15 protein-coding genes are annotated in these 13,391 nt (G+C 60.2%); 14 read left to right on the forward strand and 1 reads right to left on the reverse strand.

Annotated elements, in window-relative coordinates:
* The first annotated feature begins 143 nt into the window (after nt 1-143).
* From flgB to fliP, 10 genes are read left to right on the forward strand one after another with little or no spacing between them, the layout of a single operon-like run.
* Nucleotides 144-536 carry a flagellar basal body rod protein FlgB gene (gene flgB / locus AC2444_RS01705; protein WP_012756060.1) on the forward strand — a complete coding sequence of 131 codons (393 nt, stop codon included), beginning with the start codon at nt 144-146 and terminating at the stop codon, nt 534-536.
* 4 nt (nt 537-540) lie between these two features.
* Entirely contained in the window at nt 541-957 is a 417-nt protein-coding gene (flgC, locus tag AC2444_RS01710) for a flagellar basal body rod protein FlgC (protein ID WP_003556520.1), read from the forward strand.
* 2 nt (nt 958-959) lie between these two features.
* Entirely contained in the window at nt 960-1,301 is a 342-nt protein-coding gene (gene fliE / locus AC2444_RS01715; protein WP_003556525.1) for a flagellar hook-basal body complex protein FliE, read from the forward strand.
* A gap of 19 nt (nt 1,302-1,320) precedes the next feature.
* On the forward strand, nt 1,321-2,109 hold the full coding sequence (gene flgG / locus AC2444_RS01720) for a flagellar basal-body rod protein FlgG (RefSeq protein WP_012756061.1): 789 nt from the start codon (nt 1,321-1,323) through the stop codon (nt 2,107-2,109).
* Between the two features lie 16 nt (nt 2,110-2,125).
* Nucleotides 2,126-2,608 carry a flagellar basal body P-ring formation chaperone FlgA gene (gene flgA / locus AC2444_RS01725; protein WP_012756062.1) on the forward strand — a complete coding sequence of 161 codons (483 nt, stop codon included), beginning with the start codon at nt 2,126-2,128 and terminating at the stop codon, nt 2,606-2,608.
* Nucleotides 2,605-3,726 carry a flagellar basal body P-ring protein FlgI gene (locus tag AC2444_RS01730; protein WP_012756063.1) on the forward strand — a complete coding sequence of 374 codons (1,122 nt, stop codon included), beginning with the start codon at nt 2,605-2,607 and terminating at the stop codon, nt 3,724-3,726. The genes flgA and AC2444_RS01730 overlap by 4 nt, the downstream gene beginning before the upstream one ends.
* Nucleotides 3,723-4,265, forward strand: coding sequence for a MotE family protein (locus AC2444_RS01735; RefSeq protein WP_012756064.1), 543 nt, complete (start codon nt 3,723-3,725; stop codon nt 4,263-4,265). Before AC2444_RS01730 ends, AC2444_RS01735 begins: the two co-directional genes overlap by 4 nt.
* Nucleotides 4,262-4,978 (forward strand): flagellar basal body L-ring protein FlgH, encoded by a 717-nt coding sequence (flgH, locus tag AC2444_RS01740; protein ID WP_003556536.1) that lies wholly within the window; start codon nt 4,262-4,264, stop codon nt 4,976-4,978. The genes AC2444_RS01735 and flgH overlap by 4 nt, the downstream gene beginning before the upstream one ends.
* 12 nt (nt 4,979-4,990) lie before the next feature.
* Nucleotides 4,991-5,497 (forward strand): flagellar basal body-associated FliL family protein, encoded by a 507-nt coding sequence (locus tag AC2444_RS01745; RefSeq protein ID WP_012756065.1) that lies wholly within the window; start codon nt 4,991-4,993, stop codon nt 5,495-5,497.
* Nucleotides 5,494-6,231 (forward strand): flagellar type III secretion system pore protein FliP, encoded by a 738-nt coding sequence (gene fliP / locus AC2444_RS01750; protein ID WP_003556541.1) that lies wholly within the window; start codon nt 5,494-5,496, stop codon nt 6,229-6,231. Before AC2444_RS01745 ends, fliP begins: the two co-directional genes overlap by 4 nt.
* 141 nt (nt 6,232-6,372) lie before the next feature.
* Here the strand turns inward: fliP and AC2444_RS01755 are convergent, their stop codons facing one another.
* Nucleotides 6,373-8,346, reverse strand: a complete 1,974-nt coding sequence (locus tag AC2444_RS01755; protein ID WP_012756066.1) for an O-linked N-acetylglucosamine transferase, SPINDLY family protein — start codon at nt 8,344-8,346, stop codon at nt 6,373-6,375.
* A 430-nt stretch (nt 8,347-8,776) separates the two neighbouring features.
* On the opposite strand from AC2444_RS01755, the gene AC2444_RS01760 reads away from it, so the two are divergent.
* The 4 genes from AC2444_RS01760 (at nt 8,777) to AC2444_RS01775 (ending at nt 13,295) form a co-directional block, all read left to right on the forward strand.
* Complete coding sequence (locus AC2444_RS01760) at nt 8,777-9,682, forward strand: flagellin N-terminal helical domain-containing protein (protein ID WP_012756067.1); 906 nt, start codon at nt 8,777-8,779, stop codon at nt 9,680-9,682.
* 282 nt (nt 9,683-9,964) lie between these two features.
* Nucleotides 9,965-10,873, forward strand: coding sequence for a flagellin N-terminal helical domain-containing protein (locus AC2444_RS01765; RefSeq protein ID WP_011650481.1), 909 nt, complete (start codon nt 9,965-9,967; stop codon nt 10,871-10,873).
* Nucleotides 10,874-11,120: 247 nt separating this feature from the next.
* A complete protein-coding gene (locus AC2444_RS01770; RefSeq protein ID WP_012756068.1) occupies nt 11,121-12,032 on the forward strand; it encodes a flagellin N-terminal helical domain-containing protein in 912 nt (303 codons plus the stop codon).
* A gap of 300 nt (nt 12,033-12,332) precedes the next feature.
* Entirely contained in the window at nt 12,333-13,295 is a 963-nt protein-coding gene (locus AC2444_RS01775) for a flagellin N-terminal helical domain-containing protein (protein WP_012756069.1), read from the forward strand.
* Nucleotides 13,296-13,391 lie beyond the last annotated feature (96 nt).

Genomic DNA, 13,391 nt, shown 5'->3' on the forward strand with positions numbered 1-13,391 from the left:
TACAGCGTCCTGGCGCATCGGCAAGACGCGCGGCGCCGTCATAGCGGCGGCCTTCGCCGAAAGCCGCCTCGAAGCCTGAATTCCCGTAAGTCCCACGCAAGATTACCGCACTAGGTTCGGGACAGTAAAAACGGAGAGTTCTCATGCAACCGATCCAACTTTTCGACTTGGCTTCGCGGCAGGCGGAATGGCTGACGATTCGTCAGCAGGTTGTTGCCGGCAACATCGCGAATGCCAATACCCCGAAGTTCCACGCCAAGGACGTTACGCCCTTTGATGCGGTGCTCGACAATTCCAATATCAACATGGCGCGCACCAATCCGGCGCATCTCAGCGGCAACGATTTCAGCGACAGCGGCGATATCGACGTCAAGGATGCCGCGCTCGACCAGGAAATCGGTGTCCAGGAATCCGGCAATACGGTCGGTTTGGCCGAGGAGCTCTCCAAGTCGGGCGATATCAAGCGTCAGTACGATCTGAACACCTCGCTGGTCAGTTCCTTCAACCGCATGATGTTGATGACCGTCAGGAAGTAAAGTTATGGATCCGCTTTCAGCAGCAATGAAAATCGCCGGTTCCGGGCTCGAGGCGCAGTCGACGCGGCTGCGCATCGTCTCGGAAAACATCGCCAATGCCCGCTCGACGGGTGACACGCCCGGTGCCGATCCCTATCGCCGCAAGACGATCACCTTCGGCCAGCAGATGGATCGCACCAACGGTGTCGAGACTGTCGGCGTCAAAAAGGTCGGCGTCGACGAAGGCGACTTCAGCACTGAATTCGACCCCAGCAATCCGGCTGCGGACCCGAAGGGCGTCGTCAAACTGCCGAACGTCAATATCCTGGTTGAGATGGCCGACATGCGCGAAGCCAACCGCTCGTATGACGCCAATCTGCAGACCATCAAACAGACCCGCGATCTCATCTCCTCCACGATCGACCTCCTGAAGAGCCAATAATAATGATCAGCAGCGTCCAGAACGTCAGCAACCTTTCGATGACCCGTGCGCTCGGCGCCGTCGACACCGAAAATTCCACCTCGTCGTCTGCCGCCACCATGCCGGGCGCCGCAGGTGCGGCCAACGGCATGAGCTTCGCCTCCGTCATGGGTAACATGGCGAGCGACGCGGTCAGCAGCCTGAAGGGTGCGGAAAGCATGTCCTTTGCCGGTATCAAGGGCACGGCGACGACGCGCGAAGTCGTCGATTCCATGCTCCAGGCCGAGCAGACGCTGCAGACCGCGATTGCCATCCGCGACAAGGTCGTCTCGGCCTTTCTCGAAGTCACCAAGATGCAGATGTAACTGATTTGAGGACGAACACATGAGAGCGCTCGCCATCGCAGCAACGGGCATGGATGCCCAGCAGACCAATCTGGAAGTCATCGCGAACAACATCGCGAACATCAATACGACCGGTTTCAAGCGCGCCCGCGCCGAATTCTCGGATCTTCTCTACCAGACCGAACGTGCCAAGGGTGTCGCCAACCGCGCCAACCAGGCCGTCGTTCCGGAAGGTGCCAATATCGGCCTCGGCGTCCAGACCTCAGCGGTCCGCAACCTGCATCTCCAGGGCGAACTGACCCAGACCGGCAACGATCTCGACGTGGCGCTGATCGGCAAGGGCTTCTTCCAGATCCAGTCGACCGACGGGACGACGCTTTACAGCCGCGCCGGCGCCTTCAACAAGAACGACCAGGGCCAGCTCGTCACCATCGACGGCTACGAGGTCCTTCCCGGCATCACCATTCCGACGGGCTCGACCGAACTGACGATCAGCCGCTCCGGCCAGGTCACAGCCAAGCTGCCGGGTGCGACGGAGGCAACCGAGCTCGGCCAGTTGACCCTTGCCGACTTCGTCAACGAGGCGGGTCTCCAGCCGCTCGGCGACAATCTCTTCCAGGAAACGCCGGCCTCCGGCGAAGCCGTCATCGGCAATCCCGACGAGGAAGGTTTCGCTTACATGAAGCAGGGTTACCTGGAATCTTCGAACGTCGACCCGGTGAAGGAAATCACCGAGCTGATCTCGGCCCAGCGCGCTTATGAAATGAATTCCAAGGTGATCACCACCGCTGACGAAATGGCCTCCATCGTCAGCAAGAATCTGAAGTAAAGGGAAGGGCCGAAACATGATGTTTTGCCGGGCAGGACACATCTCAGGATGGGTGGCAGCAGCCACGATCGCAGTCGCGGGCATTTTCTTGCCCGCGGACGTGGATGCCGGCATGGGTTATGCCGTCGTTCCGACGACGATCATCTATCCCGGCGACACATTGTCGTCCAGCCAGCTTCAGGAGGTCGAGGTTACCAACCCCAACCTCGCCGGCGACTATGCCAAATCCATTTCCCAGGTCGAAGGCATGGTCTCCAAGCGTACGCTGTTGCCGGGCCGGACGATTTCGGTTTCGGGCCTGCGCGAGGCCTATACGGTGACGCGCGGCTCTTCGATCCGTCTGGTTCTGTCGTTCGGCGCGCTGACGATTTCCGCCGCCGGCACGCCGCTCGAAGACGGCACGACCGGGCAGGTCGTCCGCGCGCGCAATATGGACTCCGGCGTCATCGTCAGCGGCACGGTGCTTGCGGACGGCACGGTCCATGTGAGGGCAAAATGAAATTGTTCTTCCGCTTCGTCACCCTTGTCGCGGTTCTCGCCATGAGTTTGGCTGATGTCGTGCCCGCCTGGGCGCTGACTTCCCGCATCAAGGACATCGCTTCCCTTCAGGCCGGCCGCGACAACCAGCTGATCGGTTATGGCCTCATCGTCGGCCTCCAGGGGACCGGCGACGGCTTCCGGTCCTCGCCCTTCACCGAGCAGTCGATGCGCGCGATGCTGCAGAATCTCGGCATCTCGACGCAGGGCGGCCAGTCCAACGCCAAGAACACGGCGGCCGTGATGGTCACCGCCAACCTGCCACCCTTCGCAAGCCCCGGCAGCCGCATCGACGTGACGGTGAGCTCGCTCGGCGATGCGACGTCGCTGCGCGGCGGCACGCTCGTCATGACCTCGCTTTCTGGCGCCGACGGCCAAATCTATGCCGTCGCGCAGGGTGCCGCCATCGTTTCCGGTTTTCAGGCGCAGGGCCAGGCGGCGACCGTGACCGAAGGTGTCACCACCGCCGGCCGCGTGCCCGGCGGCGCGATCATCGAACGTGAACTGCCGTCCCGCTTCAAGGACTCGGTCAATCTCGTCCTGCAGCTGCGCAACCCCGACTTCTCGACGGCGATCCGCATCGCCGACATCGTCAACGGTTATGCCTCGGCGCGCTTCGGCGGGCCGGTCGCCGAAGCCAAGGATTCGCAGGAAGTCGTGATCCAGAAGCCGCGCACAGCCGATCTCACCCGGCTGATGGCCGATATTGAAAATCTCATCGTCGAGACCGACACGCCGGCCAAGGTGGTCATCAACGAACGCACCGGAACGATCGTCATCGGGTCCGACGTCCGCGTCTCGCCGGTCGCCGTCAGCTACGGCACCTTGACCGTCCAGGTCACCGAGACGCCGCAGATCATCCAGCCCGAACCCTTCTCGCAAGGCCGGACCGCCGTCCAGCCGCAGACCGATATTGCGGCCGAGCAGACCGGCGGGCGCGTCGCCATCATCGATGGTCCGGATCTCAGGACCCTTGTCGCCGGTCTCAACAATATCGGCGTGAAACCGGATGGCATCATCGCCATTCTCCAGGGCATCAAGTCGGCGGGCGCCCTGCAGGCGGAGCTTGTGCTGCAATGATTGATATCATCAACCCTGACATGACGGTTTTGCAATTGCTGCGCCGGCTGGCGCTGCCCGCCGCAGGCCTCGTCCTTCTGTCGATCCCCAGTGCCTTCGCGCAGGAACATGCGCCGGCCGGCGACATCACGTCCCAGGACGAGATCAAGCAGTTCTGCACCAACATCGCCGAGCCCGCCCGCGACCAGCGTTACCTCCTGCAGAAGCAGGAACTGGAAAAGCTTCGCGCCGACATTGACGCCCGCATGGCGGAAATGGACAAGCGCAAGGCCGAGTACCAGGACTGGCTGAAGCGGCGCGACGATTTCCTGAAGCAGGCGGAGGCCGGCCTCACCGAAATCTACAGGAAGATGAAGCCGGATGCGGCCGCACTCCAGCTGCAGGACATGAAGATCGAGGTGGCCTCCGCCGTGATCATGCGGCTCGGGCCGCGTCAGTCGAGCCTCATCCTCAACGAGATGGACCCTGAGAAGGCCGCGGTCATCGCCAGCGTCATCGCCAGTGCGTCCGATCCCAATACGTCGAAGGATCCTTCATGAATATGCGTTTCCCGGCCGCGATCGCCGCCCTCGCACTCCTTGCAGGTTGCCAGTCTCCGACGGCGGTCAGCGAGATCGGCCGTGCGCCTGCCATGAGCCCGATCGGCAGCGGCCTTGCCTACGGGCAGACGCCGCAGATGGCGCTTTATCCGAAGCAGCCGCGCGCCGTGGCGCAGGGCTATTCGCTGTGGAGCGATTCGCAGGCCGCCCTCTTCAAGGATGCGCGCGCGCTGAACGTCGGCGACATCCTGACCGTCGACATCCAGATCAACGACAAGGGCTCCTTCGACAACGAGACCAACCGCAGCCGGAAGAATTCGAGCGGCATGAACTGGGACGTCAACGCCCAGATCTTCGGCTGGACGCCCGAGTCCAAGACCGACCTCACCTATGGTTCCGACACCAGCACCGACGGCAAGGGCAAGATCGAGCGCACCGACAAGCTCACCCTTCTGGTCGCCGCCGTCGTCACCGGCATTCTCGAAAACGGAAACCTTGTCATATCAGGCTCGCAGGAAGTCCGCCTGAACCAGGAACTGCGCATCCTGAACGTTGCCGGTATCGTTCGTCCGCAGGACGTCAATGCCGAAAACCAGATCTCCTACGACAAGATCGCCGAAGCCCGCATCTCCTACGGCGGCCGCGGCCGTCTGATGGAAGTGCAGCAGCCTCCGCGCGGCCAGCAGGCCGTCGATCTTTTCTCGCCGCTTTGAGGCTGAACGACGATGGCAGAGCCAGACGCAAGCGCAGGTCAATCGCAGAAGAAATCCGGCGCGCTGATGACGATCATCGGCATCGCCGTCCTGACCCTGCTCGGCGCCGGCGGCGGCTGGGCGGTCGGCACGATCGTCGCGCCCAACATCAAGGGCGCCAAGGAGGTCGAGCAGGCCAAGGATGCTGAGGCCAAGAAGAAGGCCGAGGAAGGCCTGGCGCGCATCTCGACCGAGGCCAACAACGTCGTCCAGCTCGAGCCGATCACCTCGAACCTCGCCTACCCCTCAGAAAACTGGGTGCGACTCGAAGTCGCGCTGCTGTTCAACGGGCCGCCGGATGTCAAGGTTTCCGAGGATATTCACCAGGATATCCTCGCCTATATCAGGACCGTTTCCCTCCAGCAGATCGAGGGGCCGCGCGGCTTTCAATATCTCAAGGATGACATACAGGAACGTGTTGACCTTCGCTCGCAAGGGCGGGTATCGAAGGTCATGTTCAGGACATTTGTCATCGAATGATTCGTCTCATAGTTTTCCTTGCCGCCATGATGGCGGTACCGGAACTGGCGGTGGCACAGCAGCTGCCGACTGACTTGTTGAACGTGCCGGTCGATGGCTCCGTCGCCGCCTGGATCATCCGCACATTCGGCCTGCTGACCATTCTTTCGGTCGCTCCGGGCATCCTGATTATGGTGACGAGCTTTCCGCGCTTCATCATCGCCTTCTCGATCCTGCGCTCGGGGATGGGCCTCTCCTCGACGCCCTCCAACATGATCCTCTTGTCGCTGTCGCTGTTCATGACCTTCTACGTCATGTCGCCGACCTTCGATCAGGCCTGGCAGAACGGCGTGCAGCCGCTGCTTGCCAATCAGATCAACGAGACCGAAGCGGTCCAGCGTATCGCCGAACCCTTCCGCACCTTCATGGCGGCCAATACCCGCGACAAGGATCTGGCGCTCTTCGTCGATCTGGCGCGCGAACGCGGACAGAATATCCAGACGACCGATCCGATCGACTACCGCGTGCTGATCCCGGCCTTCATGATTTCCGAAATTCGCCGCGGCTTCGAGATCGGCTTCCTCGTCGTGCTGCCGTTCCTCGTCATCGACCTCATCGTCGCGACCATCACCATGGCGATGGGCATGATGATGCTGCCGCCGACCTCGATCTCGCTGCCTTTCAAGATTCTCTTCTTCGTGCTGATCGACGGCTGGAACCTGCTCGTCGGCAGCCTGGTGCGCTCGTTCAGCTGACCGGCTGCCGCCGCTTGGATATTCGCCAATGAGAAACCCGCCGGATCGCTCCGGCGGGTTTCTCATTATGCAGCAATTCAAAGAGCTACAGCGTCCGTTACGCGTCTGAAAGACGCGCGGCGCTGTAGCGGTCGAAAAGCCTCATTCGGCCGCGAACGGCGCCGTGCGCGGCGGCAACGCCGGAATGTCCATGTGATCGGGGGCAAGACCCTGCTTGGCGCGCTCGGCCATGATTTGATAGGCCTGCTCCAGATGGTCGCAGAACCGTTCTGCGTCGAAGAGCGGCGCGGTATAGCGCTTCTCCTTGAGATGCGCCTTGTACTCAGCGATCCGTCCGGGATTCTCAGCCAGTTCGACAGCCATATCCTCATAGGCCCGCAGGTCGGGCGCGACGAGCTCAGGCAGGTCGATGGCCCTGAGCAGGCTCTCGCTGACGCGTGAGGCGAAGTTGGTGCCCTTGACGGTCAGGACCGGCAGGCCGCCCCAGAGCTGCTCCGAGGTGGTCGTGTGGCCATTGACGGGGAAGGTATCGATGCCGATATCGGCCGCCTGCTGGCGGTCGATGTGCTGTTCATAGGGCGCGCGGGGGCAGAAGATGATCCGCTTGGCGGAAATGCCCGCCGTCTGGAATTGCTTCAGGAGGTTTGCCTGGTTGCGCGGCGTATTCGCCATCAGCCAGAGCACGCTGTTCGGTGCGCGCTTGAGAATGCGGCACCAGCTGTCGATCGTCTCCGGCGTGATCTTGCGGTTACCGTTGAAGGACGCGAAGATGAAGGCGTCATCAGGCAGGCCGAGTTGCTCGCGGGTGACAGGACGCGGCTTCGGACGATGCATCGGGTCGTTCGGCTGGTAGCTCTCCGGCAGGCGGCAGAACTTCTCGTGGTAGAAGGGCTTGGCCACCTCGGGCAGGACGAAATGGTCGCCGATGACGTAATCGAGATCGACATTGACCGTGCTGCCGGGGAAACCGAGCCAGCCGACATGCACCGGTGCGAGCGGCAGGTTGAAGGCCGTCGCGCGACTGCCCGAAGTGTGGCCCTTCAGGTCGACCATGATGTCGATATTATGCTCGCGCACCGCTTCCAGCACCGCTTGATCGGAGAAGCCGTGAACGGTGACGATCCGGCCCCAGCGGCTGCGGTCGATCGTGTTGTGCTTGAGGTATTCCGGGCCCGTATGGCAGAAGAGCGTCACCTCGAACCGGTCCGTGTCGTGCAGTTCCAGGATGCGCTGCAAGAGCTTCATCGTCGCATGGCGATCCCAGAAGTCTGATGACATGTAGCCGATGCGGATCTTGTCCGACCATGTGTGCGGTTGATTGCGGCGGAAGGCCACCCGTTCCTGGTTGAGGGGGGTGGTGCCGATCGTCGCATACCGGTTGAAGTCTTCGTTGCCGCACCAGTGCAGATGATAGAACGGGTTGTCCTTGCGCAGGATCTCGATATCGCCCTTTGCAAGGGCCGCGTCGATTACCGCCTGATGCTTGCTCGCCTCTTCGAACTCATTGAATTCGCGGGCGAAAACAAGGTGAAGGAAGCGAAATGCGAGGTTGCCAGGAAAACGCTTGAAGATGTTGCGCGCGAGGTTCTGGTTGGTTGCGTCGTTCAGATCGTCGCTCAGCAGCAGGGCCGCCAGGCGCATATGATCGGGATTGGCACTCTGCGACAGCACCGTCTTGAACGGGCGGATGATATCCCGCTGCTGGCGCTTCAGATAGATCGCGGTGATGATGAAGGCGAGTTCCGCGTCTTCCTGCGCCTTGGTGAGGTTTCGCATGGCGATCAGCAGAGCATCGTCCTCGTTGCCGGTCTCGTAATGCAGCTTGGCAGCCTGTTTCTGGTATTCGTAGGAATTCGGTCCTTCGCAATTCCCGGCCAGGCCATAGGCTTTCGCGGCATCGGCCTTGAAGCCGAGCTGCACGAGGTTCTTGGCCAGCAGCGCATAGGTCTTGGCGTCCTGCTGGATATCCATCAACTGGTTGAGCGTCGCCAAGGACTGTGTGTAGCGGCCCATCTGGTAATCCTTGGATGCCGCAGAGAACGAAACTTTGCTGTTCAAAACCCAACTCCGTGAAGGAAATGTTCTGGCATGGCTGTCGATCGCCGAAGCGCGCATGGACCGTCCTCCCAAAAACGAGGTCAGTCCGATGATGCTATCCCGGCATCTGCCATACTGGCATTCGAAGCTTGCTTGAAACCGGTGGCGCGATGAGTGCCTGCTTTGTCCGGAAAGCCTCGACTGTCCCAGGAAAACGCCCCTTCCGCCGGTAAAGTTTTCTTTTGTCGCTCGAATTCGGATGCCGAAAATTATCTTCAGCAGGCATTAACTAAGCCTTGTGAGAAGGCATTAACTATGCCCTGCGAGGAGCCGGCCGAGGGTCCGTATTTTTAAGGAGTTGGCAAGCATTGGCTGCGAGATTGCCCTGGACATGACGGGTTTGGGCCAAACAAAACAGGCGCCGAGTAGCATGAAGCTGGTCCGTCATCGCCGGTACTATAGTCCGGTATGTCCTCCTTTTTGTATCTAGTTTCCAGGGGACAGACTTATGACAAGCATTAACACGAATTCTTCCGCACAGGCCGCTCTCCAGACGCTGCGCAGCGTCAACCAGAACCTGAACAACACGCAGAACCACGTTTCTTCTGGTTACCGTGTTGAAAAGGCTTCGGACAACGCTGCTTACTGGTCGATCGCAACGACCATGCGTTCTGATAACAAGGCTCTCTCGGCCGTCTCCGACGCTCTCGGCGTAGGCGCCGCCAAGGTCGACACTGCTTACACCGCCATGGACAGCGCCATCGACGTCGTCGGCGACATCAAGGCGAAGCTCGTTGCCGCCACTGAAAACGGCGTCGACAAGGCCAAGGTCCAGGAAGAAATCGGTCAGCTGCAGCAGCAGCTCCTGAGCATCGCTCAGTCGGCTTCCTTCAATGGAGAAAACTGGGTTGCCGGCGCTGACGGCACCAAGAGCGTCGTCTCCTCGTTCGTCCGTGACGGCTCCAACGCCGTTTCGATCACCACGACCGACTATGTTCTCGACAGCGGCTCTGCAGGCAACGTTCTGTTCGGCATGAGCGGCGGCTCGGTCGAAACCTCCACGGGTATCCTCGGTACTTCGAGCGGTGCGACCGGTTCGATCTACGCGATGGACATCACCAGCTTCACCGCCGGCCAGATCCAGTCGGCTCTGACCAACGTTGAAGCAGCTCTGAAGTCCATGACCAGCGCAGGCGCTGCTCTCGGCTCGCTCTCCAGCCGCATCGACGCCCAGGACGACTTCGTCTCGGCTCTGAGCGACTCGATCGACTCCGGTGTCGGCCGTCTCGTCGATGCCAACATGGAAGAAGAGTCCTCCAAGCTCAGCGCCCTGCAGACCCAGCAGCAGCTGGCGATCCAGTCGCTGTCGATCGCGAACTCCTCTTCGCAGAACATCCTGTCGCTCTTCCGCTAAGACCGGTCGGCACAAGGTTTCCAAGTTTCGCGGCCGGGTCATCCCCGGCCGCGAAATATTTTAATATAAGGTTAATGAAAATCCTTCTAAGCCTCAGATATTTTTAAGTAATTTCCAATTCGAATTCAGCTTTCCTTAACCATCTTGGTGTTTTCTAGGCCCATCGAAACGGCGAGTTAACCTTAACAGAAATGGTTAACAGGCATGATGCTGATCGCTGTGGGCCGGCCGAAAATCCGGAATGTCCCTGTTTAAAATCTGCCAACAAGGGGCAAGCAAACTATGACGAGCATCAACACCAATAACGCTGCAATGGCAGCCCTCCAGACTCTCCGTGGCATCAACCAGGGTCTCCAGGAAACCCAGGCCCACGTTTCGTCCGGCTATCGCGTCGGCAAGGCTTCGGACAACGCTGCTTACTGGTCGATCGCAACGACCATGCGTTCTGATAACAAGGCTCTCTCGGCTGTCTCCGACGCTCTCGGCCTCGGCGCTGCAAAGGTCGACACCGCTTACTCTGCTATGGACAGCGCCATCGACGTCGTCGGCGACATCAAGGCCAAGCTGGTTGCCGCCACTGAAAGCGGCGTCGACAAGGCCAAGGTCCAGGAAGAAATCAGCCAGCTGCAGCAGCAGCTCCTGAGCGTCGCTCAGTCGGCTTCCTTCTCCGGTGAAAACTGGGTTGCTGGCGCTGACGGCACCAAGAACGTCGTTGCCTCCTTCGTCCGTGACGGCTCCAACGCCGTTTCGGTCGTGATGACCGACTATGTTCTCGACAGCTCCTCCATGGGCAACGTTCTGTTTGGCATGAGCGTCGGCTCGGTCGAAACCTCCACGGGTATCCTCGGTACTTCGAATGGTGCGACCGGTTCTGTCTACGCAATGGATATCACCAACTTCACCCTCGGCGAAATCCAGTCGGCTCTGACTAACGTTGAATCGGCTCTGAAGGCGATGACCAGCGCCGGCGCTCAGCTCGGCTCGATCTCCAAGCGCATCGAACTACAGGAAAACTTCGTGTCCGCTCTCAGCGACTCGATCGACTCCGGTGTCGGCCGTCTCGTCGACGCCAACATGGAAGAAGAGTCCTCCAAGCTCAGCGCCCTGCAGACCCAGCAGCAGCTGGCCGTCCAGTCGCTGTCGATCGCGAACTCCTCTTCGCAGACCATCCTCACGCTGTTCCGCGGCTAATAACCCGCCGAAACATCAGCCCGCCGGTCTCCGGCGGGCATCTCGGAATCGAGCCGCGCTTCAATGGAGCGCGGCTTTTTTAATGTCCGTTAACGATCGATTAACCATAATGCTGTCTTCTGCGGTCAACGAGACGGTGGGTTAACCAAATTTAAGAACCGGTTAACAGGCATGAGGCTGGTCCCCGTTCCCGGTAGCTTTCCGGAATGTCCCTTTTTTCCATCTGCCAACAAGGGGCAATCATTTCATGACCAGCATTTTGACGAACGTTGCGGCAATGGCCGCTCTTCAAACACTTCGCGGAATCAACGACAGCCTCGAGGATACGCAGAACCGCGTATCATCGGGTTACCGCGTCGAGAAGGCGGCCGACAACGCCGCCTACTGGTCGATCGCAACGACCATGCGTTCCGACAACAAGGCTCTCTCGGCTGTCTCCGACGCTCTCGGCCTCGGCGCTGCCAAGGTCGACACCGCTTACTCCGCCATGGACAGTGCCATCGATGTCATCAGCGAGATCAAGGCGAAGATCGTCGCTGCAACCGAAAAGGGTGTCGACAAGGCTAAAGTGCAGGAAGAAATCGGCCAGCTGCAGCAGCAGCTCCTGAGCATCGCGCAATCGGCTTCCTTCTCCGGTGAAAACTGGGTCGCGGGCGCTGACGGCACCAAGAGCGTCGTTTCCTCGTTCGTCCGCGATGGCAACGGCAATGTCTCGGTCAAGACGACGGACTACATTCTGGACACGAGCTCCACGGGCAACGTTCTCTTCGGCATGGACTCGACCGGCGCGATCGAGACCAGCTCCGGCCTTATCGGCACATCATCCGGTACGATCGGCTCGATCTACTCGATGGACATCACCAACTTCGATTCGCCTGAGATCTCCATGGCCCTGACGTCAATCGAGGCAGGCCTTGAGGCGATGACCAAGGCTGCATCGCAGCTCGGCTCTATTTCCACTCGCATTGAGCTGCAAGAAGGCTTCGTCAGCGCGCTCAGCGATTCGATTGACTCCGGTGTCGGCCGCCTCGTCGACGCCAATATGGAAGAAGAATCCTCCAAGCTCAGCGCTCTGCAGACCCAGCAACAGCTGGCCATCCAGTCGCTGTCGATCGCCAACTCCAGCGCTCAGAACATCCTCACGCTGTTCCGTAGCTAAGTCAGGCGCTGAAGCTGGACCGAATCTTGCGCCGTCGTCTGGCCGCAAACGAGAAGCCTCCCGGACCGCGCCTCAAAACGGCGCGGTTCTTCCTTTTATATCAACGGCTTGATCGAAATTTCTGGCGACGCGCCGGGCTCGGCGCCAGGCTCTTGCCCAACCGGTTGATATCGAGTTAACTTCGCTTTGAGTTGATTTGCTTTGCGACACACCGGTGGAAACTCTGCCGGAGGCATGACGCCACCCCAGTCGCCGCCGGCACTCCGGCCTGCCCTTTCACCCCGATTCCGAGACCTGTCGATGACCGTTAAGATTACCAGCGCGGCCGCGGTGAATGCGCTTGCGGTGCTGCGCAGCATAAACAAAGAAGCCAGCCAGACCCAACAGCAAGTATCCTCGGGATATCGTATCGAGACGGCCGCCGACGATGCGTCCTACTGGTCGGTCGCGACCGTCATGCGTTCGGACAGCACCAATCTCGGAACGATCGGAGATGCGCTCGGCCTCGGCGCTGCCAAGGTGGATGCGACCTACACGGCGATGGACTCCGCGATCGATCTCATCGGTGAGATTCGCGCCAAGCTGGTTTCGGCAAGAGAACCAGGCGCCGACAAGGACAAGATCAACGCCGAGATCAGTGAATACAAGGAGCAGTTGCAGACGGTCGTCGAATCGACGTCGTTTGCGGGTGAAAACTGGCTGTTGAACGGCGATGCCGCCGCGCCGCCGACATGGCAGGTGATCTCTGGTTTCGTGCGCGCTCCAACCGGCGAATATCAGGCTCAGACCATCGATTTCCCATCCTCGCAGACCATCCTCATCGACAAGAACAATGCGAGCGGCGGCCTGCTGACCAAGTCGGTCGATGCCAACGCGATCAACAACAGCGGCGCGACGTCGCGGAACTATTATCTGCTGAACGCCAACTCCACCACGCCGGCGACAGGTACGGAAATTGCGATTGGCAAGAACACGACCGATGCACAACTCACCGACATGCTTGACGTGACCGACTCGCTGCTCTCCTCGCTGACGACCACGGCCGCGTCCATCGGCGTGATGAAGACGCGCATCGACGATCAGATCGACTATACCGCCAATCTGTCCGATTCGATCGACAAAAGCGTCGGTGCGCTCGTCGATACCGACATGGACGAGGCTTCGATCCGGCAGAAGGCGATCGAAACCCAGAAGCAGATGGCCGTCGAAGCGATCTCGATCCTCAACACGGCCGCAAGCAAGATCCTGATCCTGCTGGAATAGGGGCGGGCGCGATCACGGGTGGCAGCGGCGCCATTCATCCTCGCGCAAGTTTGACTGCCTAGTTTCCGGCATGAAGGCATCGTCCGAATCCGTGCC

This window comes from Rhizobium sp. WSM1328, assembly GCF_057653715.1.